Below are 25,117 nucleotides of genomic sequence, written 5' to 3' on the forward strand. Positions count from 1 at the left end.
ATTCATCCTTATTTAAAGATAACCGCATCTTTTGGATCATATTTTGAGGCATCAAGTGGGGCTTTTTGTGCATTTTTCCAAATATATTTGGCTAACACTTCCGCATCAATAAAGCCGGTATTTAAGAATGTCGGATTGGTTGTCACAACCGGATAACCATCGCCGCCTGCGGCATTATAACTCGGTAAAGAAACACGATAAGTTTTATTAAGATCTAATGGCTTACCCTGAATTTTAACCTCTTCGACTTTTTTAGTCTTTTTGTTCACTACCATTGAGATGCCGGAATATTGAGCATAGGCTCCGGAATCCACTTCTTTTAATGCCACCACGTTCAAATAATCAATCAACTCTTTCCCGGTTAAATCCACATAACTCACAATATTACCGAATGGATGAACCTTGAGAATATCACGGTAAGTCACTTTACCCGGTTGGATAGAATCCCGAATTCCCCCTGAATTCATAATGCCGATATCAGCCCCGGCACGTTCACGTTGTGCCTCCGCAATTAAATGGCCAAGGTTGGTTTGTTGGAAACGAATAATATTACGATCACCTTCCAGCTTACCTTTTAATTCACCTAATTCGCGACCTAATAATTCATCGCCTTTATTTTGATAAACTTTTAACAAATGTTCCATTTCCGGATCTTGCGGGATTTCTTCACCGTAAGTGACATATTCAGTTTTACCGTCTTCTTTTGTCACTTTTTTCTTCAAGTTCACCGGGATTAATTCATAACCCACCAGTTTTAATTCACCATTTTTAAACTCGAAATCGGCACGTCCAACATACTTTCCCCACTCGTAAGCCTGCATGATCCAAGTGCCATTTTGGAAATCAGGTTGACAAGGTTGAGTTGGTTTATAATCTTTGATCCACACACCTTTTTCGTCGACACACACCGGATCATGGCTATGTCCGCCAACAATCATATCAAATGCCCCTTTATCGAGATTACGGGCAAGGGAGACATCACCCGGTGCATTTGAGCCGTATTGAGCATCGTAATAGTAACCCATGTGGGTTAAGGCAATTTTGACATCCGGTTTTTCATGTTCGTTTAAGGCTTTCAATGTTTCTCTTGCCGATGTTGTCGGATCTTTAAAAAGCACATTTCCCGTATATTCCGGGTTACCCAATTTTGCGGTATCTTCGGTCGTTAATCCGACCACAGCAATTTTCAAGCCTTGTTTATCTAAAATGATGTAAGGTTTAACCAGTGGCTGATTGGTTCTCTTATTAAATACATTGGCGGATAAAAAAGGAAATTTAGCCCAAGATTCTTGCATTGCAAGCATTTGTAGTGGGTTATCAAATTCGTGGTTACCTAATACGGTCGCTTCATAGCCCATTGCATTCATCGCTTGGATATCCGGTTCGGCATTTTGCATATCGGATTCCGGCACCCCGGTATTAAAATCCCCTGCATTTAATAAAATCACTGAGCCGCCTTTCTTCTCCACTTCGGCTTTTACTCGATTAATGATGGTTTTTTGTGCCGGAAAACCATACTCGCCCTTGCTATTTGGCCAGAAGTGTCCGTGGGTATCATTGGTGTGGAGAAGAGTGAAGTGATAGGTTTTGTCCTGTTCATAAGCCATTGCCGCTGATGTTGCCAAAACCAAAGGTAAAACCGTGAATAATTTTTTCATGAAAAGTCCCCCGAAATTAACCGCTCTTTTTTCAAAGCAAATAGAAACAAAAAAGCTATACTTCTTTGTCGAAATATAGCTTTTTTACCAAAAATAATTAGATCAATACTTGAGCCGGAACAACATAGCCTTGCGGGACTTTTTCCTTATCTTCAAAAGTAACAAACTCCCAGGCTTCTTGATTTGCAAACACCGCTCGAAGTAATTTATTGTTCAAACCATGACCTGATTTATAGGCTTTAAAATCACCGATGATATTATAACCTGCCATATAAAGATCGCCGATGGCATCTAACATTTTGTGACGAACCAATTCATCTTTAAAACGCAAGCCTTCTTCGTTCAAAATACGGTAATCATCCAATACAATGGCATTATCCAAACTACCACCTAAGGCTAAACCCTGTGATTGAAGATATTCAATATCTTTCATAAAACCAAAGGTTCTTGCACGGCTGATTTGGTGAATAAAAGATTGTGTAGAAAAATCCATCACATAATTACGGACATCTTTGCTGATGGCAGGATGTTCAAAATCGATGGTGAAGTCCAAACGAAAACCATTGTAAGGTTTAAATTCTGCCCATTTGTCGCCCTCTTCTACACGCACTTTTTGCTTAATACGAATAAATTTTTTCGCTGCGTTTTGTTCTTCAATACCGGCATCTAAAAGTAAATAAATAAATGGACTCGCACTACCATCCATAATCGGAATTTCAGGCGCATCAACTTCGATAATGATATTATCGATACCAAGCCCTGCTAATGCGGCATTTAAATGCTCAACGGTGGAAACCCGTACGCCTTGTTCATTGATAAGGGCAGTACAAAGCATCGTATCACGGACACATTCGGGATTAGCCGGAAAAGTGACCGGTGGGTTTAAATCTGTACGGCAATAAATCACGCCGGTATTAGGCATAGCCGGACGCAATGTTAATGTCACTTTTTTACCACTATGCAAGCCAACGCCTGTAACCTTAATGGTTTGTTTTAATGTTCTTTGTTTAATCATAATTGTTCACCTTATTGCCTAACAACAAGATTTTATTTGCTATTTATCGTTTCTATCAATGCTACTTGGATCAAACCTTTGGAAAGAAGGTAAACGATCTGTAATCGGCTCTTCCAATTTGCTACGATATTCTTCCGGTTTCGGGCTTCCCTCTTGAGGGTAAGAAGAAATTGGCTCAGGTCGTTTTAAAGAGCCGCCCAATGAATTCGGTGTTCTTAATTCAATCGGTTTGCCACTTTCATTCGGATACGTTCTAGGATCTGGGTTCAGCATCGTTTTTTGCAGTTGAATGGTTTCATTAGGTGCAATTTCGCCCAAGCCTGTCGCAACAATCGTCACACGAATTTCATCACTCATTTCCGGCACTAAGGTTGTCCCCACCACAATGGTGGCATCTTCTGATGCGAAACTGTGAATGGTATCCCCCACCACATTGAATTCATCAAAAGCAATATCAAAACCACCGGTAATATTGATTAAGATACCCTTAGCATTGGTTAAATCGACTTTTTCCAATAAATCGTTACGAACAGCAATTCTTGCTGCTTCTTCTGCTCTTCCCTCACCCGGTGCGCCTTTTGCCGAACCAAAGCCAATCATTGCTTGGCCCATTTCAGACATAACGGTTCTCACATCGGCAAAGTCCACGTTAATCATACCCGGTGAGGTAATCATATCGGAAATACCCATCACGGAGTTACGCAATACATCATTCGCAGCAGCAAAAGCATCAATTAATGTGGCATTTTTAGGGAGAACTTTTTGAATTTGCTGATTTGGAATAATGATCATTGAGTCAACGTATTGTGCGAGATCTTTAATTCCCAACTCGGCAAATTGCATACGTTTTTTGCCTTCAAAGGCAAAAGGCTTAGTCACCACAGCGACAGTCAAAATACCCAATTCTTTTGCGACTTTTGCGACAACCGGTGCAGCACCTGTACCAGTACCGCCACCCATACCGGCAGCGATGAAGACCATGTCCGCCCCTTCGAGCATTTTACGGATTTCTTCTTGATCATCTTCCGCCGCTTTACGTCCGACATTCGGATTGGCACCGGCACCAAGACCTTTTGTGGTAGCACCACCAATCTGTACAGTTTGTTGAACTTGGCTTTTACGCAATGCCTGAGCATCAGTATTTACAGCATAGAAAATGATTTTCCCATGCTCTTCACTGTCAAACGAATTTTCCCCAAGAAAAGTTCCGCCGATGTCTTGCTTAATCATATTCGCAACCATATGGTTAACAGCGTTGCCACCGCCGCCGCCAACACCGACCACTTTAATCAGTGCGCCTGATTGTTCTTCAAAATCACCGTAATCTGGGTATAACATTTGTGTTCTCCGTTCCGCTAAATACTCTGCTAGCACATTAATAAAAGTTAAATTTTTCGTATTGTAGATGAAAAATCAAAATAATCAAAATTCTGACCGCACTTTATTTGCAATTTTTTTAATTCCGCTCCAAATTGTCCCGAAGATATTGCCCTCAGAATAATGATCGTTACCGATAAGCTCATCATCACTATTACTATGGCTATATTGCAATAATCCGACCACTGTTGAATACTGTGGGCGATTCACATAATCCGTTAACCCGGTGATATTTAATGGGCTACCAATTCTCACCTGACAACCAAATACTTCCATGGCACATTCCTTTAAATCTTCAATTTGTGCACCACCACCTGTAATGACAACACCAGCAATTAACTCAAACTTAATATGTTTGCGTTCTAAATCCGCTTTAAGTTTATCTAATTCGTCCTTCACAACACCAAGAAGTTCCGTATAACGCGCTGCTGTAATTAAAGATAAATCACTTTTTGTCAGATATCGAGGGGCTCGACCGCCAATCCCCGCTACTTCAATTTTTTTATCACCATGTAAACGAGCCGGATAAATGGCACTGGCGTAATTCACTTTCACACGTTCAGCTTCTGCACGAGAAATCGTACAAGCGTGTGCAATATCATTGGTAACAATATTGCCGGCATAAGGAATGACTTTACTAAAACGTAATGCACCGTTTGTAAACACCATCACATTCATTGTACCGGCACCAAAATCAATTAAACAAACGCCGAGATCTTTTTCATCTTCGGTTAATACCGAATGGGTTGCCGCAAAACCGGAAAACACTACTTTGTCCACTTGCAAGCCACAACGTTCAACCGCTTTTTTCAAATTATTTTGCCAATCTTGATGGCAGGCAATTAAATGCACATGGGCATTTAAACGCACCCCTTGTAAACCAAGAGGATTTTTAATATTTAACTGGCGATCAACGGCATATTCTTGTGGAATAACGTGGAGTAAAGAAACCCCTTCCGGCAATTTAATCGTGCTCGCATTATACAGTGCTGAATCAATTTCCTCTTGGGTCACCTCCATTTCGCCAATGGGAACGAATCCACTTTCATTTAAACTCTGAATATGTTCACCGGTAATTGCCAAAGTAACGCTCATAATTTGACAGTCTGCCATAGATTCTGCCGCTTCAATGGCACGATGAATAGAATTTACTACAGCATCTAAATCCGTAATACTGCCACGATCAATTCCTTTTGATGGGCAACTTCCCACACCGAGAACATTGACAACACCATCGGGTAGCACTTCACCTACAACGGCCACCACTTTTGATGTGCCGACTTCAAGCCCGACAATTGCTTTTGTTTCAACTATTTTTGCCATTTCTTTATTACACCCACTGAATTTATTGCTCTACCATTCCGACTGCCGCCCCTGAATTATAGCGTAAATCAACATAATCGATTCGCTTATTTTCCGAAACTTCAATTTGCGGATAAATTGTAACAAAACGTTCCAGTTTTGATTGCCACTCACCTCGCCCAAGTTTTAGCACGATATCATTATCAAGGGTCACTTGCCATGCCCCACGTTCATCAATCGTTACCCCTTTTACGTTTAAATTTTTCGCTTTAAAATCCGAATAAATCTGATTCCAAGCTTCAAGCACTTTTGGACTCTGGTAATCCGGCCCTCCTAAATAAGGCAATGTCTTATTTTTCAAACGATCCATTGGCAATTGAAAAACCGTCCCATCCTTCGTCACGAATTCTGTTTTATTCCAAATCGCCACCGGACTATATTCCGTTAACCAAATACTCAAACGATTAGGCCAAACTTTACGAACGACCGCCCCTTTCACCCAAGGTAATGTTTCTAACTGCTCTTGAACCACCTTAACATCTTGCCCCCAGAAACCTTTCAAATCCCCCAATTTCAGGAGTATATCCTTCACATCCGCATAATCGGTAAATTCTGTTTTACCAATTAAAGCATAAGCATTAATTGGCTTAGAATCAAAACGCACTAACCAATCCTGCCAATTTGCATAAACAAAATACCCAAACCCGGCACACAATAGCACAATCAACAAACGAAGTTGTCGGAGATATTTAAAGGTTGATTCGCCATAGCGAACATTTTGCGTACTTTTGCGTTTCAGCACATTCATTACGCACTTAACTCCAGAATTTTCACCACTAATTGTTCAAAAGAAATTCCCGCTGTCGCTGCAGATTTAGGAAATAAACTATGGCTTGTCATACCTGGATTGGTATTCACTTCGACCAACCGAAAATCCCCTTTCGCATCACACATCACATCAATACGACTCCAACCACGACAGCCCACCACATCATAGGCACGTTTTACCAATAAGGCTAATTCCTGTTCACGTTCAGGCGTTAAACCCGCTGGACAGAAATATTGGGTATTATCGGAAAGATATTTGGCTTCATAATCGTAAAACTCACCTTCCGGTACAATACGCACGGCAGGTAAGACTTGATTATCCAATACCGGCACGGTCAATTCATCACCGGCAAGCCATTCTTCAATTAAAATCGTATTATCAAATTTAAGCGCAAATTCAACCGCACTTTTCAAGGTTTCCACGCTATTGACTTTGGTTAGCCCGACACTTGAGCCTTCCAAAGAAGGTTTCACCATAAGCGGTAAACCTAATTTTGCCACCACCGCTTGCGGATCTAATTGAGCAAAGGTTTCACACGTCACCACTTCCATCTCTGCGACCGGCAAACCAAAGGCTTTCCATAACATTTTAGTGCGCATTTTATCCATTGTTAATGCCGAAGCCATCACACCGCAGCCGGTATAAGGTAAACCAATTTGCTCTAATAATCCCTGCATGGTGCCGTCTTCTCCGCCCCGACCGTGCAAAATATTAAAAGCCCGATCAAATCCATCCTTTTTCAGATTGGCTACGTTATATTCTTTCGGATCAATAGGATGCGCATTATACCCCTGTGCAATAAGCGCCGCTAACACAGCTTTCCCTGAATTTAACGAAACCTCACGTTCAGCGGAAGTTCCCCCTAATAACACTGCAATTTTTTCTTGTTTTAAATTCATTTTTATCCCATTTTTTTATTGCGATTAATTTTTAAATATGGATGGTTAAATCCTACGCCTATTTTTAATGATTTTAATTCTTCCAAGATTCCGCCAAATTGCGAGAAATTTTGCTCACACTTCCTGCCCCCTGTGCCAATACCAAATCGCCATCTTGGATAATTTGATCAAGCACATCCCCCAATTGTTCCGTATCAGACACTAAAATCGGATCGACTTTCCCCAAATTGCGGATTGAGCGGCAAAGGGCTTTACTATCTGCCCCGACAATCGGTGCTTCACCTGCGGCATAAACGTCTAACATAATCAGCGCATCCACTTGCGAAAGCACTTGAACAAAATCATCAAATAAATCACGGGTTCGTGAATAGCGATGAGGTTGGAAGATCATCACAACCCGTTTGCCTTCCCAACCTTCACGTGCAGCCTTAATCGTTACTCCCACCTCCGTTGGATGATGACCATAATCGTCCACTAAGCGAACTTTACCATTGGGGCGAATAAACTCACCCAGTTGATCAAAACGACGTCCGGCGCCTTGGAAATCCGCAAGTGCGGCTAAAATTGCCTCATTACTAATCCCCTCTTCTTTTGCAACCGCAAGTGCTGCCGTGGCATTTAAGGCATTATGCTTACCCGGCACATTTAATAATACATTAATGCGTTCCCCGTTTGGGCAAATGACAGAATAATGTCCTTGGAAACCGGTTTGTTCATAATCCTCAATTCGATAATCCGCCTGCTCACTAAACCCATAGGTCACCACTTGGCGTCCTACTTTTGGTGCAAGCGCCATCAACACAGGATCATCCGCACACATCACAGCCAGACCGTAAAAGGGTAAATTATGTAGAAATTTCACGTAAGTAGCTTTCATTTTCTCAAAGTCGCCTTCATAAGTATCCATATGATCCGGCTCCATATTCGTCACCACCGATACCATAGGCTGCAAATGCAAAAACGACGCATCACTTTCGTCCGCTTCTGCGATTAAATAACGGCTCGCACCAAGGTGGGCATTTTTTCCCGCAGATTTCACTAATCCTCCATTAACAAAGGTCGGATCTAATTTTGCTTGGGTATAAATCATAGAAATCATTGCCGTTGTCGTGGTTTTTCCGTGTGTTCCGGCGATCGCAATACCGTGACGAAAACGCATAATTTCTGCCAACATCTGTGCACGCTGAATCACCGGAATACGGTTCTGTTTTGCCGCAACCAGTTCCGGATTATCTTCACTAATTGCACTCGATACCACCACCACACTTGCCCCTTCAATATTTGAGGCACAATGTCCAATAAAAACTTTTGCACCGGCTTGTGCAAGATGTTGAGTTACCGCCCCATCCGCAATATCCGAACCAGAAATCCGATACCCTTCGTTCAATAATATTTCAGCAATACCGCTCATCCCTGCACCGCCAATGCCAATAAAATGAATTTGTTGAACCCGGCGCATTTCAGGAATTATTTTTCTAATTTCTTCGTGAGAATGTTTCATCTATTTTCTTTTCCTTTTACCCTTGAAAAAAATTCTCGCCCATTCTAAATCTAAAAGTGCGGTCAAAATTCCAAAGGATTTTTACATTATTTTGCATTTTCAATAATCACATCAGCAACACGCTGTGCAGCAAATGGCGTGGACATTGCTTTTGCCTTTAATGCCATCGTTAAAAGTTCATCTCGAGTGGAATTTTGTAAATAGTCAATTAACACTTCCGGGCTGAGATCCGCCTGCTCCACAATTTTCGCCGCTCCCACATCAGCGAGGTATTTCGCATTCAGGTATTGTTGCTTATCCTGATGTTGGAATGGGACAAAAATTGCCGCTGCTCCCACAGCCGCAAGCTCACATACGGTTAAGGCACCGGATCGACAAATCACTACATCAGCCCAAGCATAGGCTTCCGCCATATCATCAATAAACTCGGTGATTTTCACTTGTGACGCATTTTCGCCATAAAGTGCGGTCACATTTTCGACATTTCCTTTCCCTACCTGATGGCGAATATTTAATTTATCCGAGAGTTGTGCCACCACTTTAGGTAGCGTTTGGTTCAATATCCGAGCCCCCTGGCTCCCCCCGACCACAAGCACGTTTAGTTTTTCATCACGTCCAGCAAAACGTTCTTGCGGAGTTGGCATAGTAAAGAAATCCTGACGAACGGGGTTTCCCACTACTTCCGCATGGGGAAACGCCTTTGGAAAACCTTGTAATACACGAGTCGCTATTTTCGCCAACCATTGATTGGTTAAGCCTGCAATCGCATTTTGTTCGTGTAAAATAATGGGCACACCACAAAGTTTTGCCGCCACACCACCGGGACCTGAAACATAACCGCCCATGCCTAGCACGGCATCAGGCTTTTCCTGTTGAATAATTTTTTTCGCTTGAAGGACTGCGCGTAAAATCGCATAAGGTGCAGTAAGAAGGGCTTTAATCCCTTTACCTCGCAGACCGGAAATTTGAATAAATCGAATAGGAATGCCATATTGAGGGACAAGTTGGGCTTCCATCCGATCTTTTGTGCCTAACCAACAAATAGCCCATCCTTGTTTCTGTAACGTTTGTGCCACCGCAATAGCAGGGAAAATATGCCCACCTGTGCCACCTGCCATCACTAATAATTTTTTCTGTTTATTCATTTTGATTCCTAATCATCACGCAAACGTGCCTGCCCACCCCGTTGTAAACGATTTTCGTGGTCAATACGTAGCAAAATACCGATGGTTGCCGACATAATTATAATGCTTGACCCCCCATAGCTTACTAATGGGAAAGTCAATCCTTTGGTTGGCAACATCCCAAGCGCCATCCCTAAATTCACAAAGCCTTGGAAGAAAATCCAAAAGCCGATACCAAAGGCAAAAAATCCTCGGAAACGTTGTTCTAATTGCAAAGATTCACGACCGATTTTCAGGGCTCGGAAGACTAATAGTCCGAGTAAAAACACTACGACTAAAATCCCAATAAACCCGAACTCCTCACCAATAATCGCCATCACAAAATCCGTATGTGCTTCAGGGAGGTAATCTAATTTTTGAATGGAATTCCCCAAGCCTTCACCGGTTATTTCTCCCCTTCCAAATGCCATGAGAGAGTTTGTTAGCTGATAGCCTTTCTTATAAGGATCTTTGAATGGATCAAGAAAAGCAAGTATACGCTTCAGACGATAAGCTTCAGAAATTGCGAACCAAATGAGTAATGTTATACCGGTAAGTCCTAATCCAACAAATTGATAAAAGTTTGCGCCAACGATAAAAAGCATGGCAAAGGTCACCACAAACAAAACAACCACACTACCGTAATCCGGCTGTATGATTAACAATCCTCCCATAATCCCCATAACAAGGAGGGGTTTAACGGCACTCAATTTTTTTAACCTCACTTCATCATAACGACGAGTAAAATAACCGGATAAAAAACAGGTCAAGGCAAGTTTTGCAAATTCTGCCGGTTGGAAATTCAAAATACCGAGGGAAATCCAACGTTTTGATCCATTTACAGATGTGCCTATAACTAGGACAGCCATCAGTAAAGCAAGGGCTAAAAAAAAGAGTCTTCCATCCCATTTTCGCCACTGTTCGGTGGAGATTTGCATACTGAAATAGCAGGTCAAAAGAGAAAGAAACACATAAAGTGCATCACGTTTTGCAAAATAAAAAGCATCATTAAATAAACGTGAGCTGTAAGGAATGGATGCCGAGGTCACCGCCACCAAACCGATGATTAATAAAATGATGAAAAGTAAGAATAACGCCCGGTCATAGAGTAATCCCTGAGGCGTAATTCTGGTCCAATGTTCAAAATTTTGCTTAATTTTCTGAATAAAATCCATGGTTTTATTAATTAATTTAATTTTGCCAAACGACTAAATTCTTCGCCACGTTTTTCAAAAGAAGCGAACTGATCAAGGCTTGCACAAGCCGGTGATAATAAAACAATATCCCCTTTTTTGAGGGTTGGACGTAAAAAGCCGATTGCCTGTTCCATCGTGTCAAATAAATGGCTTTGTGCTGAAAGCGCTGCCAACAACGCACCATCCCGCCCAAAACAATAACAGATAATGTGTGGTTGATTCACTAAGGTTGCCAATTCTGAAAAATCCGCCCCTTTACCATCCCCACCTAATAACAAGTGCAGTTTACCTTCTACAAATAAGCCGGTAAGTGCGGCAACCGTACTGCCCACATTGGTTGCTTTAGAATCGTTAATCCAACGCACCCCTTTTTCTTGATACGCCAATTGAAAGCGGTGCTCCAACCCTTTAAATTGACGAAGTACGGTACGAATTGCGGCTAAGTTAATTCCTACGGCTTGTGCCAATGCGGTTGCGGCAAGAATATTCATATAATTATGTCGCCCGACAAGCCCCACTTCTTCGCAGTCTAACAACACTTCGTCTTTTACCATTAAATATTGTTTGCCTTCTTCGGTTTTCAGCCAATAATCGGCATGGTGTTCGGCAAAGGATAAACACTGTTTGGCTTGGTTTTCCCTTTCGCCAAAAGTGAGTGGATCTTCCTTATTGACGACTGCAACGGCAGCATTGTGATAAATCCGTAATTTGGCTTGACGATATTCTTCTAAGTTCTCATAACGATCCATATGATCTTCTGTGACATTCAACACCGTTGCTGCGGCAGCATTTAAGTGATAGGTGGTTTCTAATTGAAAACTGGATAATTCCAGCACATAAAGATCATACTCTTCTTGTAGTAAGGAGAGCGCAGGAATACCGATATTGCCCCCCATGCCCACCTTTACACCGACCGCTTTTGCCATTTCATACACCAGTGTGGTGACGGTACTTTTACCATTTGAACCGGTGATCGCCACAATAGGTTTGGTTGCTGCACGGCAGAATAATTCAATATCCCCAATCACTTCCACGCCTTTGGAAAGTGCGGTCTGAATTTCCGCTGTTTTTACCGAAAGCCCCGGGCTGATGATAATCATATCGCTTTCATTTAGCCATTGCTGATTTAAGCCACCGGTATGGAGGGGAATAGTCGGAGATAATTGGTCTGCACCCGGCGGATTTTTTCTGGTATCCATCACCCGAATGTTGGCATACTGAGATTGAAGGTAATCCACACAGGATAAACCTGTTTTGCCTAGTCCGATAATCGTAATCGTTTTATTTTGGTAACTGTTCATTTTATGTTGTCTTTTTAATTCTGTTGAATGATTGAGTGCTGCAATTCCCTTTCTTTCCCATATAAAAGAAAGAAGGTCGCTCTTCCAAACATTGAAAGAGCGAGCATAAGAAAGACTAACGGAGTTTTAAGGTAACAAGCCCCATGAGTACTAACATTAATGAAATAATCCAAAACCGTATAATCACTCTAGGTTCCGGCCAACCTTTTAATTCAAAGTGGTGGTGAATCGGCGCCATTCGGAAAATTCGTTGCTTACGCAATTTGTAAGACCCCACTTGTAAGATCACCGAAAGCGCCTCAACCACAAAAACACCGCCCATAATCACCAATAAAAACTCTTGGCGAACCAAAATAGCCACCACGCCTAAAGCGCCACCTAATGCCAATGATCCCACATCGCCCATAAAGACTTGTGCAGGATAAGTATTAAACCAAAGAAAGCCTAACCCTGCGCCCACAATAGCCGTACAAAATACCACCACTTCAGAGCTATATTTAATATAAGGAATATGCAAATATTCGGCAAAATTGATATTTCCTGTTGCCCATGCAATCAAGGCAAAAGCGCCTGCTACCAGTGATGTCGGCATAATGGCTAAACCATCTAATCCGTCAGTTAAATTCACGGCATTGCCGGTGCCCACAATCACAAAATAGGATAATACAATATAAAAAAGCCCTAATTGAGGCATAAAATCTTTAAAGAACGGCACCACCAAACGGGTGGCATCCGTATCATGACCAAGCCAATACAACCAAATAATCGCCGCAAGGGCAACCACCGACATCCAGAAATATTTCCAACGGGCAATTAAGCCATCAGTATTTTTTCGTGTAATTTTGCGATAATCATCAACAAAACCGATTGCGCCATAGCCGAATAATACAAATAAACAAACCCAAATATAAGGATTAGCTAAATTAGCCCAAAGTAATGTACTCACCCCAATAGAAAAAAGGATCATAACCCCACCCATTGTTGGTGTTCCTTTTTTGGCAAAGTGACTTTCCGGCCCGTCATTACGCACTTCTTGACCGAATTTTAAAATCTGTAAGCGTTTAATAACCTTTGGACCTATCCAAAGAGAAATAAAAAGAGCGGTCAACAACGCAAGAATTGCACGCACTGTAATATATGAAATTGCGTTAAACGCCGTTTCATAACGAACAAGAAATTCAGCAAGCCAAACTAACATTTAATTTTACCTTTTAATAAATCAATCACATCTTCCATTTTCATTGATCGGGAGCCTTTCCCTAGCACCACAACATCTTTATTTTGTTTTAATTGCGCCTCAATCATTGGCACTAAAAAATCTGCCATTTCTTCTTTGTCGGTGAAGTGCTTGCCTAAAACGGCTTCAGAAATAACCGCACTTTCCTTACCAAAAGAACAAACGAAATCTAAATTGGCTATTTTAGCGTATTGCCCCACTTTACGGTGAATTTCAAGAGAATTTTCCCCTAACTCTTTCATATCCCCCACACACAAAATTCGGAAAGCGGAATAATTTTTTAGCACATCAATAGCGGCACATAGCGAATCTTGATTCGCATTATAGGTATCATCTAACAAGAGCAAATGCTCATTGACTTGAATAGGGAATAAACGCCCCTTGACTTGAGAACGTTGCTCCAAGCCCTTTTTCACATCGGCTAAGGTTGCTCCCACATTCATAGCAAGTGCGGTTGCAGCCAATGCATTTTTTACATTATGTACGCCTAAATAGGGTGAATGAATTTCAACGCTGCCTTGTGGCGAAACCAATGTAAAGCGCACACCTTGCTCATGGTATTGAATATGTTCAGCGTAAAAATCTTTTCCGTTAAAATATTGAATGGTATGTTCACCGATTTCTTTTTGCCAAATATCAAGATAATTATGTTCAGCATTAATAATGGCGATGCCATTGGCGGTTAAACCACGATAAATTTCACCTTTCGCTTGGGCAACGCCCATTAAAGAACCAAAGCCCTCCAAATGCGCCGGAGCGATATTATTCACTAATGCCACATCAGGCTGTGCAAGCCGGGTTGTATAAGCAATTTCACCTTGATGATTTGCCCCAAGTTCAACGACAGCAAAACGATGTTTTGGTTCTAAACGTAACAAGGTGAGCGGTACACCGATATCGTTATTGAAATTCCCTTGGGTAAAAAGCACCGCCTCAGGATTTCCGGCGGTGTGTTGCAAAATACTTGCGGTCATCTCTTTTACTGTAGTTTTACCGGAAGAGCCTGTCATCGCCACGGTATGCGGATTAATTTTTTCACGCAGCCACTTCGCCAATTGCCCTAATGCTAAACGGGTATTCTCCACCACAAGTTGAGGAATCGAAATATCTTCATTCACTTGTTCAACGACCAAAGCGGTAGCCCCCTGTGCCACCGCTTGGTGAAGATATTGATGGGCATTGAATTTTTCACCTTTTAAGGCGAAAAAAACGTGATTGGGAACGGATAAACGGGTATCCGTATTGATACTTTCAATCGTCACTGCCTCATCACCGATTAATTCGGCATTTAACACTTGGGCCAGTTGCTGCGTGGTTAAATTAATCATAACTACAACTCAATTTATCGGAGCAAATACTCTATTGCAGTTTCTTTGTCTGAAAAAGGCAAAGTTTCGTTACCGATAATTTGATAATCTTCATGCCCTTTTCCTGCAATGACAATAAGATCATTTTCACCGGCTCCTTCAATCGCAAATTCAATGGCTTGTTCACGATCAGGGATTAGCCCTACATTATCCATATTGCGAAAACCCGCCACGATATCCGCCTCAATCTTATCAGGATCTTCGGTGCGTGGATTATCTGTGGTGACAATCACTCTATCTGCAAATTGCTCTGCAACTTTTGCCATTAACGGACGTTTACCCACATCACGATCACCACCACAACCAAAAATACACCAAAGCTTACCATCACAATGCTCACGTGAGGCAATAAGGGCTTTCTCTAACGCATCCGGTGTATGAGCATAATCAACAATAACCGCCGGTTTTCCGACTCTTTTAATCATTTCCATACGTCCTCGAACTCCTTTTAATTTTGAAACACTCCCTGTTAAATCATTCAACGAATAACCTAACGCCAATAATGTTGCCATTACTAACAACAAATTTGAGACATTAAACTCGCCAATTAACGGGCTGTTTAATGTTCCTTTCCCCCAAGTGGAGGTAAAATCAATAACCGCCCCCTCCGGGGTAAAATTCACAGAGGTTGCTTTCAACCACTTATCAGAAATCGGTTGGAAATTAACATCCGCAGTGACCGCAATGCCGTCCGCTAATTCATTTAACCACTCGACACCAACCGGATCATCTGCATTCACAATTTTCAGTTTAGGATTTAATTCAAAGAAAAAACGTTTTTTTGCTTGTGCATAATTGTCCATCGAACCGTGATAGTCTAAATGATCACGACTTAAATTGGTAAAAATAGCCGCATTAAAATCTAACGCCTCTACACGGTGTTGAACCAATCCGTGAGAAGACACTTCAATGGCGGCAAAATCTGCCCCCGCCTCCACAAAGGAAGCCAATAAAGATTGGATTTCAACAGGTGAGCCGGTGGTATTTTTAGCCTCAACCACTTGATCCAGTAAACCATTACCAATCGTCCCCATTACTGCTGATTTATGCCCTAACAATTGAACCCATTGGGCTAACAATTGTGATACGGTGGTTTTTCCATTTGTACCGGTCACCCCCACAAGGGCTAATTTTTTAGAAGGTGAATGATAAAATTTATCCGCAATTTGGGATAAATTTTTTGATAGTTCATAATAATAAATCACCGGTATTTGATGTTGGTAGGTGAGATGGAGATGTTTCTTCTTATCCTCAGTTTCCGCAACAACCGCACTGGCACCGGCTGAAATCGCCTGTTCAATAAAACGAGTGGCATCAATGTGATGTCCTTTTATTGCCACAAACAAATCACCGTTTTTTACCTTTCGACTATCCAAAACCAGGTCATTAATCTCAACCTCGGTTGAGAGCGAAGGCAAATTAAAAAGTGCGGTTAATTTTTTCATTGTTTTTCCTTAATTCACTCGTTCTGCCTGACTTTGTTCAACTTTGCGAGCACTAAGGCGAACGGTACGTTTTGCGGTTTTATCACTAGGCTCGGCATCCGGTGCAATGCCATTGGCACGCAATGCATAGCCCATAATGCTTGAGAATACCGGCGCAGACACTGCACCACCATAATATTGTCCGGCTTTTGGATCGTTGATTAAAATCACAAGGGCATAACGTGGATCACTGATCGGCGCAACACCGGCGGTAAAGGCCACATATTTGTTCACATAACGACCATTTTCAATTTTACGTGCGGTTCCGGTTTTCACCCCTACACGGTATCCTTCCACCATCGCTCTTTTATTTTTAATGGCGACTTTTTCAAGCATATTCACAATTTCTTTTGTAATTTTTTCAGAAAAAACCCGCTGGCCAATAACCGGTGGGTCAACTTTGGTAATGGAAAGAGGACGATAAATTCCGAAACTACCAAGGGTCGCATAGGCTCTGGCCATTTGCAGTGGTGTCGCCGTGATACCATAACCATAAGCCACTGTGGCACGATCAATTTCTGCCCAACGTTTACGATTGGCATTCAAGAAACCGGCTTGTTCACCCACCAAGCCTAAATCCGTTGCTTTTCCCAAGCCTGCCGCTTGATAGGTTTCCATCAACGCACTTGGCGGCATACGTAATGCAAGGCGGCTCACCCCTCGGTTACTGGAATTAATTAAAATTTCATCTAAGGTTTGCTGAGCACGAGGGGCAACATCCACAATTTCTTTACCGCTAACACTAAAAGATCCCGTGTTAATCACTTCATTACGTTGCGCAACACCACGCTGAAGTGCGGTCAAAACAACAAAAGGTTTTACCGTAGAACCCGGTTCAAACACATCAGTAATCGCACGATTACGCATTAATTCCGCTTTTACCCCAACACGATTGTTCGGATTATAAGAAGGGGCATTGGCCATCGCCAGCACTTCACCGGTACGAACATCAACAAGTACCGCCGTTCCGGATTCCGCTTTATTCTCCGTTACCGCTTTTTTGATTTCACGGTACACCATCGATTGTAGCTTTTCATCAATACTCAATGTCACATCTTGGGCATCGTATTTTTTCTGATCCGCAATATGTTCAACTACATTGCCCCGTTTGTCTTTACGAACCAAACGGGCACCATCTTTCCCGATGAGCATCGAATTAAAACTTTTTTCAATGCCTTCAATACCGTTACCATCAATATCGGTATAACCAATGAGATGGGCGGTTTCTTCCACTCGAGGATAAAAACGTCTTGGCTCATTTTCTAAGCTAATACCTTTAATTTTGAGCTCTCTGACATATTGTGCTTTGCCGCTTTCCACTTGGCGGGCTAAATATAAAAAGCCTGATTTTGGATTTTTCTCAATTTTTTTGACGAGATCGCTATAGCTTATACCCAGCACCTCTGCGAGGGCTTTGATACGCTCTTTATCGTTCAACGAGCCTTCTTTAAGGATATGTTTAGGATCGGCGACTACCGCACTCATAGGTACGCTAACCGATAATAATTGACCGTTACGATCTAAAATGGAACCACGCACGGAAAGAATTTCATCTTTACGCAAAGAACGTTTATCCGCTTCACCGGAAAGCGCATCGGCATTAATAGATTGAACATACCCTGCACGGGCAACCAATGCCGCCAAACCTAAGAAAATAGCACTTGTCGCAATAATATAACGCCCACGCAAAAAACACTTTTCAAATACCATTTTAGGCTTATTAGCTTTGACTGCCGCCGTAGAAGTGGTCAATTTTCTGATCGTCTTTTTAGACTTATTTGATTTTTTTGGCGAATTAAACCGAACCATTTGCGCTTATCCTATTCCAACTAATCCCTTCTCTTACTCCAAAATAACAACCTCTTGGTTACTATCCACTCTTTTCATTTTTAATGTGCTGATAGCAATAGATTCAACTCTTGTGCTGTCACCTTCCGTTGCCTCTTGCAACTGTAGATTCCGATATTCATCTTCTAGTGCTTGACGTTGCAGAATTAATTGACCATTCTCAGAAATTAATCCCCGGGTCTGATGGGTGACCCAAATTGTCGCCATCGCAGAAATTAAAATCAGTGATAATAATAAGATCACTAATTTAGTTGACGAAAATAAATCTTCCATCAAAATATTTTGCAAAGGGTAACGCTCGCTATTTTCTAACATTCCCCCTCCTAATTTATTTTTTCCGCTATGCGTAATACCGCACTTCTTGAACGTGGATTCGCTTGAATTTCGGCTTCTGATGGCTGAATCGCTTTGCCTATTATCTTCAATCTTTGATTTCGTTGAATTTGGTCTTCCCGTAGCGGCAAACCTTTAGGAATTGCCTCCCCTTTACTTTGCTTTTTCATAAAATGTTTAACCATTCGATCTTCTAAAGAATGGAAACTAATAATGGACAACCGTCCTTGTGGCGCTAACATATCCAAGGCGGAATTTAACACGCTCTCTAATTCATCTAATTCGGAATTAATAAAAATTCGAATAGCTTGAAAACTGCGGGTGGCTGGGTGTTTGTGTTTATCTTTGAAAGGTACTGATTGTGCAATCAACTCCGCCAGTTGTGTCGTACGTGATAAAAATTCTTCGCCATTTTTGACCGCACTTTTATTGTATTCCACAATGGCTGTTGCAATACGTTTGGCAAAACGCTCTTCACCAAAGGTTTTTAACACCCAAGTCAAATCTTCTACCGAAACCTGTTTTAACCATTCGGCTGCAGATAAACCTTGGGTAGGATCCATTCGCATATCAAGCGGACCATCTTTCATAAAACTAAAGCCACGCTCCGCTTCATCAAGTTGAGGAGAAGACACCCCAAGGTCTAGCAAAATACCATCCACTTTGCCCACTAAATCTAATTTTTCACAAATTTCAGAAAGATGTGAAAAACTACTGTGTTCAATATGAAAGCGAGGGTCTTGGATTTTTTGTGCTTCAGCAATCGCACGGGGATCACGGTCAATTCCAATAAGACGCCCCTGTTGAGAAAGTTTTGAAAGGATTAAACGGGAATGTCCGCCACGACCAAATGTACCATCAATATAAATTCCATTTTCTTTCAACGCCAAACCGTCCACCGCTTCATTGAGTAAAACCGTGGTATGTTCAGGTGAAGAAAAGGAATGTTGCATTGTCATCGCATTAGCTAATAAAAAATAAATTGGAAAAAGATAATTCGGTGCAAAGCACCGATTATCCTGCTAGTGCTGCTGTTCTTTTCTCATTTAGAGTGACAGCATATTTAAATTCGAATCCATTGCAAATTCGGCAGTTGCCGCTACTGCAATATCTTCTTCAATTTGAGCGTTCCATTCTGTATCGCTCCAAATTTCAAATTTGTTTAATTGACCGACCAACATTAAGCCTTTTTCCAATTTTGCGTGTTGTCGCAATGGTCCACTCAGTAAAATACGCCCTTGTGCATCCATTTCACATTCAGTGGCATAACCAAGCATCACACGTTGTAGACGACGTTGATCCGGATCAAAGTTAGAGAGTGAGAGGAGTTTTTGCTCAATTTTTTCCCATTCATCTAAAGGATAAAGCAACAAACAAGGCTGGCGAATATCAACGGTACAAACCATCTGACCTTGATTTTTTTCAATAATTTCGGCACGGTAACGAGTTGGGATAGCCACCCGCCCCTTGGAATCTAAATTTACCGCTGCCGCACCACGAAACATTTTTAAGCCTTTAGGAGTTTAAATTTTGGAAAAATCACCACAAAAAACCACTTTTCACCACTTCTTCGTAAGTTTATCGGTTGTAAGATAAAGTTGCAAGTTATTCCAATGTAAAATTTAGTAAATTTTACCCAATAAAAAACCGCTTAAACTTTTACTTAAGCGGTTTTCCTCACTTTAAAATCATTTATAGATTTGTAGTATTTACATAGGCTTCTTCATCACGTTCACCTAATGGTTTTAACAGGGTGAAGAATAACAGGATACATAGCACCGTAGTTGCGAAACCAAGATAGACAGATAATTGATAATCAAGGTTGAAACCAATTTTGTTGTAATACAAATAGGTCGCACATACGGTGGTTATAAACCACGCCGGGATAGAAGCCACCCAGTGGAATTTGTGGTAACGATATAAATACGCTGCCGCAGTCCATAACATCACCATAGCAGTCATTTGGTTTGCCCAAGTGAAATAACGCCATAAGATACTAAAGTCCACAGTTGAAACAAAATAGCCTAATACGAACAATGGCACCGCAATCATTAAACGTTTAGGAAGAGAACGTTGATCAATATTAAAGATTTCCGCTAATTGCAAACGGGCTGCACGGAAGGCTGTATCGCCAGATGTGATTGGAAGCACCACGACACCTAGCACCGCAAAGATACCACCAATGAAACCAAGGAAGTGTAATGAACTGTCATAGACGACTTTAGATGGCGAACCTGCTGAAATGGCATCTTGTAAGGCTTGTGGATTTTCATAGAATGCAAGTCCGACCATACACCATACTAATGCGATCACCCCTTCTGTAATCATCGCACCATAGAAAATGAAACGACCTTCGCTCTCATTTTCAGCACAGCGTGCCATAAGCGGTGTTTGTGTCGCATGGAAACCGGATAATGCACCACAAGAGATGGTTAAGAATAATAAAGGCCAAATTGGCACATCACCTTTCACTTGGAAGTTTTGTGCAAATTTATCCCAAGTTAAACCTTGTCCGTCTGCATTAACAGTGCGGAAAAACTCAATAGGATCAGCCGCACTGAGGTGAGCAGAGACTAAACCATAGACCATTCCCACGGACATAAAGAGCAATAATGCACCAAAGAGCGGGTAAATTCGACCGATGATTTTATCTACCGGTAATAAAGTGGCAAGAATATAGTAAGCAAAAATAATCACAGTCCACACCGCAACCACTGTCGCTTTAGCCATTCCCCATACTTTGATCCCACCGGCTTCTATCGCTTGATGAACAGCCTCAGCATCACCTAATTGCAATGCCCCCTGAGAAGCGCCTAGCACATCCATAGTAATGGTGCCCAGTAATTGTGCAGGGCTTGCCACGAAGACGACCCCAACCAATAATAAGAGCACTAATGCAAGAACGTTGATAAAAACTTTAACAGGGCGACCTAAAAATTTCCCCGCCAAATAAGGCATGGTTGCCCCACCGTGACGAATACTTAACATACCACAAAAATAGTCATGCACCGCACCGGCAAAAATACAGCCAATCACAATCCAAAGCATGGCAACCGGCCCGTATAACGCACCGAGAATTGGTCCGAAAATTGGTCCTGTCCCTGCAATATTCAACAATTGAATTAACCAGATTTTGGTTTTAGACATGGGCATATAATCCACGCCATCATTGATTTGATAGGCGGGTGTTTGACGTTTAGGATTAATGACAAAGATTTTTTCGATAATTTTTCCATAGATAAGATAGCCAAGAATTAAAATGGCTACACAAAAGAAAAACCACAACATAAAAGCACCTCAAGAAATAATCATACGATTGTTTAAAACGCTCTAAACAAGCCGGGGTATTTTATGCTAAATTCTATTAAACCAAAAATTTAATTTACGAAATTTCCACAAAATTGTGACAAATCTCACATTAACTATCACTTGGTTTTTCAGAATAAAATAATATCTTCTAAATCATACTTAATAAGGATTAAAGAAATGGCACTCACTCGTTGCCCCGAATGCCGTAAAAAAATCAGTGAATCGGCTAAAATCTGTCCAAATTGCGGTTTTTCTTTTAAACAGGAAAATTTAGAAATCTATAAACAAAAATTAGAAGAAAGACATTTGCAAAATACGGAAATTAACCGAAAAAGTACAAAACTTCACTTAATCTGGTTCTGTATTTTTGCCTTATTTCTTATTATTGCAAGCGTCATTACTCAATCATAAAAAAATGGGTTGCGATTGCAACCCATTCATTCTCTTAAAATATTGACCGAACTTTATGCTTTTTTCGCATCCAAACGTTCAAAAGCAAGCACTTTATTCTCGAGCTTACGCAATAATAAGGTGGCGATGCCTGTAATCACAAGATAAATCCCCCCGGCAATACCATAGATCGTGAGAGCATCATACTCCGTACCGTAAAGCTGACGTGCATACCCCATAATATCCATAATCGTGATGGTTGAAGCCAATGCCGTTCCTTTAAATACCAAAATAATTTCATTACTATAAGAAGGCAATGCCCGCTTTAATGCATAAGGAATCAAAATTTTCAATGTTTGCACACGGCTTAACCCCAATGCGGCGCAGCCTTCCCATTGCCCTTTTGGAATAGCTTTGACAGCACCATGAAATAATTGCGTGGAATAGGCGGCGCTGTTTAATGCCAATGCCAATGCCGCACAAAACCAAGCGTTTGATAAGATATGCCAAAAAGGGCTTTTCACGATCCATTCAAACTGCCCCGGTCCGGCATAAATTAAGAAAAACTGCACAAGCAACGGTGTACCGGTAAACAAAGTAAGGTATAAATTGACCGCACTTTTCACCCATTTATTTTCCATAGAAAGCAAAAATGTGAGGAATAACGCAAAGAAAAAAGCAATCAATAATGAAACCACGGTCAATAGTAAACTCGTTGGTATCCCCTGCGCAATGACTGATAAATATTCTTGAAACATTATTTTAGTCCTCTTTCAAAGCGGGTAAAACGTTGTTCTAGACGATGAATACCAAACTGACTGATTAGTGTGACAACCAAATAAATTAATGCGGCAATACTATACCAAGTAAACGGTTGATGGGTATTAGTATTAATTAACTGCGCCTGACGCATTAAATCATCAACGCCAATAAGAGAAATTAATGCGGTATCTTTCAATAATACCAGCCATTGGTTACTTAGCCCCGGCAAAGCGTGACGCCAAACTTGTGGCATAATAATATGCGTAAAAGTATAACCTTTGCTCAACCCCAATGCTGCGCCTGATTCCCACTGACCTTTAGGGATAGCCTGAATCGCACCACGCAGGGTCTGTGAAGCATAGGCGGCAAAAATAAGGGATAACGCAAACACGCCACAGCCAAATGCACTGAATTCAATATATTCGCCGGTCAGCATTTCCACCACTTCGGTTGAGCCAAAATACACGACCAATACCACCAAAATTTCAGGCAAGCCACGCAACAGTGCCACAAGAACCACCATCGGTTTACCGATAAAATGGTTAGCCTCCAAAAGAGCGAAGACTATACTTAATAGCAAACCCACGATTAACGAACAGACCGCAAGCCCCAATGTCATTAGGGCTGCGGTAAACATTAAAGAAAGAAAATCGACAAACATAAATTACTTCGTCATCCATTTATCATAGATTTTTTGATATTCGCCATTCGCTTTAATAGTCGCCAAACCTTTATTTAAACTTTCGGCGAGCGCTTTACTGGATTTATTCACTGCGATACCCAAACCATTGCCAAAATATTTTTTATTGGTGACTTTCTCACCGACAAACTGAATTTCAGGCTCTTTATCAATCATATCCGCAAGTACGGCGGTATCACCAAAAATAATGTCAATACGCCCATTTTTTAAATCCAAAATCGCATCTTGTAAACTGGCATAGGCTTTCGGTGTGTATTGTTTCGTTTCCGCTACTGTATATTGTTGGAAAGTGGTGCCATTTTGCACACCGATATTTTTTGCTGTCTCAAGGGTCGCTTTGCCTTTTAATGCCACATAACTTGCCGTACTGTCATAATAGGCATCAGAAAATAGCACTTGTTTTGATCGCGCTTCGGTAATATCCATCGCAGAAATCGCCGCATCAAAACGTTTTGCTCTTAAACTTGGAATAAGGGAATCAAAGGCTTCCCCTTTAAATTTACAGGTCGCTTGAATTTCTTGACAAATCGCCTTCGCTACATCTACATCAAAACCGATAATTTCGCCTTTTTCATTGGTAAACTCAAATGGCGGATAACTTGGTTCCATGGCGAAAGTGATGTCTTGTGCATTTGCCATTGCTGCTGATCCCAATAATACGGCGCTTAAAAGTAATTTTTTCATCATAAGTCTCCTTATTTTTAATGTGAAAGATATTGTTTAAATTGTATGGTTTGTGGATGTTCAAAACACTCAGCCGATCCCATTTCCACAATTTTGCCTTGTTCCATATACACCACTTTAGTGGCGACTTTTTGTGCTACATTCACTTCATGGGTCACGATCACCTGCGTAATGCCGGTTTCTTGTAATTCCTTAATAATATCCACTACTTGTGCGGTAATTTCCGGATCCAATGCAGCAGTGGGTTCATCAAATAGCAACACTTGCGGTTTCATCATCAGTGCCCGAGCGATTGCTACCCGTTGTTGTTGCCCTCCCGATAAATGGAGTGGGAAACGATCTGCATATTCTTCCAAACGTAAACGCTTTAATAATTCCATTGCTTCTGCTTTGGCTTGCGTTTCATTGATCCCAAGCACTTTCATCGGTGCTTCAATTAAATTTTCAATCACCGTTAAATGGGGCCAAAGGTGATATTGTTGAAACACCATACCTACATCTTGGCGTAACTGACGAATCGCTTTCGGATTTGTCGTGGCTTTTGATAAATCAAATTCATTATTGGCAATGCTTAATTGCCCTGAGGTTGGGACTTCTAATAAATTCAACGTTCGGATTAACGTACTTTTCCCCGCACCACTGGGACCAAGTAATACCACCGTATCCCCTTCTTCCGCTTCCAAATTAATATCAAATAACGCTTGGGAAGTACCATAAAAAAAGTTTAAATTTTTAACACTGATAGCCATTTCAACTCTCTTA

At 41.4% G+C, this 25,117-nt stretch carries 23 protein-coding genes; 1 reads left to right on the forward strand and 22 read right to left on the reverse strand.

What is annotated here, in order from left to right; all coding sequences use genetic code 11:
* Positions 1-8: 8 nt before the first annotated feature.
* The 18 genes from ushA to BKK50_RS04620 form a co-directional block, all read right to left on the reverse strand.
* The gene (gene ushA, locus BKK50_RS04535; RefSeq protein WP_077415742.1) at positions 9-1,658 is read right to left on the reverse strand and encodes a bifunctional UDP-sugar hydrolase/5'-nucleotidase UshA; all 1,650 of its coding nucleotides are present in this window, start codon (positions 1,656-1,658) and stop codon (positions 9-11) included.
* A gap of 97 nt (positions 1,659-1,755) precedes the next feature.
* Positions 1,756-2,673, reverse strand: coding sequence for a UDP-3-O-acyl-N-acetylglucosamine deacetylase (gene lpxC / locus BKK50_RS04540; protein WP_077415744.1), 918 nt, complete (start codon positions 2,671-2,673; stop codon positions 1,756-1,758).
* Between the two features lie 39 nt (positions 2,674-2,712).
* A complete protein-coding gene (gene ftsZ, locus BKK50_RS04545; protein WP_077415746.1) occupies positions 2,713-4,011 on the reverse strand; it encodes a cell division protein FtsZ in 1,299 nt (432 codons plus the stop codon).
* Positions 4,012-4,095: 84 nt separating this feature from the next.
* Positions 4,096-5,373, reverse strand: a complete 1,278-nt coding sequence (gene ftsA / locus BKK50_RS04550; protein WP_077415748.1) for a cell division protein FtsA — start codon at positions 5,371-5,373, stop codon at positions 4,096-4,098.
* Between the two features lie 22 nt (positions 5,374-5,395).
* Entirely contained in the window at positions 5,396-6,160 is a 765-nt protein-coding gene (locus tag BKK50_RS04555) for a cell division protein FtsQ/DivIB (protein WP_077415750.1), read from the reverse strand.
* A complete protein-coding gene (locus BKK50_RS04560) occupies positions 6,160-7,080 on the reverse strand; it encodes a D-alanine--D-alanine ligase (RefSeq protein WP_077415752.1) in 921 nt (306 codons plus the stop codon). Before BKK50_RS04560 ends, BKK50_RS04555 begins: the two co-directional genes overlap by 1 nt.
* Before the next feature lie 73 nt (positions 7,081-7,153).
* Positions 7,154-8,581, reverse strand: coding sequence for a UDP-N-acetylmuramate--L-alanine ligase (gene murC / locus BKK50_RS04565; RefSeq protein ID WP_077415754.1), 1,428 nt, complete (start codon positions 8,579-8,581; stop codon positions 7,154-7,156).
* Positions 8,582-8,667: 86 nt separating this feature from the next.
* Entirely contained in the window at positions 8,668-9,726 is a 1,059-nt protein-coding gene (murG, locus tag BKK50_RS04570; RefSeq protein WP_077415756.1) for an undecaprenyldiphospho-muramoylpentapeptide beta-N-acetylglucosaminyltransferase, read from the reverse strand.
* Between the two features lie 8 nt (positions 9,727-9,734).
* Entirely contained in the window at positions 9,735-10,919 is a 1,185-nt protein-coding gene (gene ftsW / locus BKK50_RS04575; protein ID WP_077415758.1) for a putative lipid II flippase FtsW, read from the reverse strand.
* Between the two features lie 11 nt (positions 10,920-10,930).
* Positions 10,931-12,241, reverse strand: a complete 1,311-nt coding sequence (murD, locus tag BKK50_RS04580) for a UDP-N-acetylmuramoyl-L-alanine--D-glutamate ligase (RefSeq protein ID WP_077415760.1) — start codon at positions 12,239-12,241, stop codon at positions 10,931-10,933.
* A gap of 115 nt (positions 12,242-12,356) precedes the next feature.
* Entirely contained in the window at positions 12,357-13,439 is a 1,083-nt protein-coding gene (mraY, locus tag BKK50_RS04585) for a phospho-N-acetylmuramoyl-pentapeptide-transferase (protein ID WP_077415762.1), read from the reverse strand.
* On the reverse strand, positions 13,433-14,806 hold the full coding sequence (murF, locus tag BKK50_RS04590) for a UDP-N-acetylmuramoyl-tripeptide--D-alanyl-D-alanine ligase (RefSeq protein WP_077415764.1): 1,374 nt from the start codon (positions 14,804-14,806) through the stop codon (positions 13,433-13,435). Before murF ends, mraY begins: the two co-directional genes overlap by 7 nt.
* A 14-nt stretch (positions 14,807-14,820) precedes the next feature.
* Positions 14,821-16,290: a UDP-N-acetylmuramoyl-L-alanyl-D-glutamate--2,6-diaminopimelate ligase gene (gene murE / locus BKK50_RS04595; protein ID WP_077415766.1), complete on the reverse strand. Its 1,470-nt coding sequence runs from the start codon at positions 16,288-16,290 to the stop codon at positions 14,821-14,823.
* Positions 16,291-16,299: 9 nt separating this feature from the next.
* Positions 16,300-18,138, reverse strand: coding sequence for a penicillin-binding transpeptidase domain-containing protein (locus BKK50_RS04600; protein ID WP_077415768.1), 1,839 nt, complete (start codon positions 18,136-18,138; stop codon positions 16,300-16,302).
* Positions 18,139-18,171: 33 nt separating this feature from the next.
* A complete protein-coding gene (ftsL, locus tag BKK50_RS04605; RefSeq protein WP_077415770.1) occupies positions 18,172-18,492 on the reverse strand; it encodes a cell division protein FtsL in 321 nt (106 codons plus the stop codon).
* 8 nt (positions 18,493-18,500) lie between these two features.
* On the reverse strand, positions 18,501-19,469 hold the full coding sequence (gene rsmH, locus BKK50_RS04610; protein WP_077415772.1) for a 16S rRNA (cytosine(1402)-N(4))-methyltransferase RsmH: 969 nt from the start codon (positions 19,467-19,469) through the stop codon (positions 18,501-18,503).
* Between the two features lie 87 nt (positions 19,470-19,556).
* The gene (gene mraZ / locus BKK50_RS04615) at positions 19,557-20,015 is read right to left on the reverse strand and encodes a division/cell wall cluster transcriptional repressor MraZ (RefSeq protein ID WP_077415774.1); all 459 of its coding nucleotides are present in this window, start codon (positions 20,013-20,015) and stop codon (positions 19,557-19,559) included.
* A gap of 187 nt (positions 20,016-20,202) precedes the next feature.
* Positions 20,203-21,798 (reverse strand): carbon starvation CstA family protein, encoded by a 1,596-nt coding sequence (locus BKK50_RS04620; protein WP_077415776.1) that lies wholly within the window; start codon positions 21,796-21,798, stop codon positions 20,203-20,205.
* Between the two features lie 198 nt (positions 21,799-21,996).
* Between BKK50_RS04620 and BKK50_RS04625 the strand changes: the two genes are divergently transcribed.
* Positions 21,997-22,230: a zinc ribbon domain-containing protein gene (locus BKK50_RS04625; RefSeq protein ID WP_077415778.1), complete on the forward strand. Its 234-nt coding sequence runs from the start codon at positions 21,997-21,999 to the stop codon at positions 22,228-22,230.
* Positions 22,231-22,283: 53 nt separating this feature from the next.
* Here BKK50_RS04625 and artM read toward each other — a convergent pair whose 3' ends face one another.
* From artM to artP, 4 genes are read right to left on the reverse strand one after another with little or no spacing between them, the layout of a single operon-like run.
* A complete protein-coding gene (artM, locus tag BKK50_RS04630) occupies positions 22,284-22,967 on the reverse strand; it encodes an arginine ABC transporter permease ArtM (protein ID WP_077415780.1) in 684 nt (227 codons plus the stop codon).
* Complete coding sequence (gene artQ / locus BKK50_RS04635) at positions 22,967-23,632, reverse strand: arginine ABC transporter permease ArtQ (RefSeq protein ID WP_077415782.1); 666 nt, start codon at positions 23,630-23,632, stop codon at positions 22,967-22,969. The genes artM and artQ overlap by 1 nt, the downstream gene beginning before the upstream one ends.
* 3 nt (positions 23,633-23,635) lie before the next feature.
* Positions 23,636-24,355, reverse strand: coding sequence for a lysine/arginine/ornithine ABC transporter substrate-binding protein (locus BKK50_RS04640; RefSeq protein WP_077415785.1), 720 nt, complete (start codon positions 24,353-24,355; stop codon positions 23,636-23,638).
* A gap of 17 nt (positions 24,356-24,372) precedes the next feature.
* Entirely contained in the window at positions 24,373-25,104 is a 732-nt protein-coding gene (gene artP / locus BKK50_RS04645) for an arginine ABC transporter ATP-binding protein ArtP (RefSeq protein ID WP_077415787.1), read from the reverse strand.
* Between the last annotated feature and the right edge of the window lie 13 nt (positions 25,105-25,117).

The organism is Rodentibacter rarus, assembly GCF_001998965.1.
Classification (GTDB): domain Bacteria; phylum Pseudomonadota; class Gammaproteobacteria; order Enterobacterales; family Pasteurellaceae; genus Rodentibacter; species Rodentibacter rarus.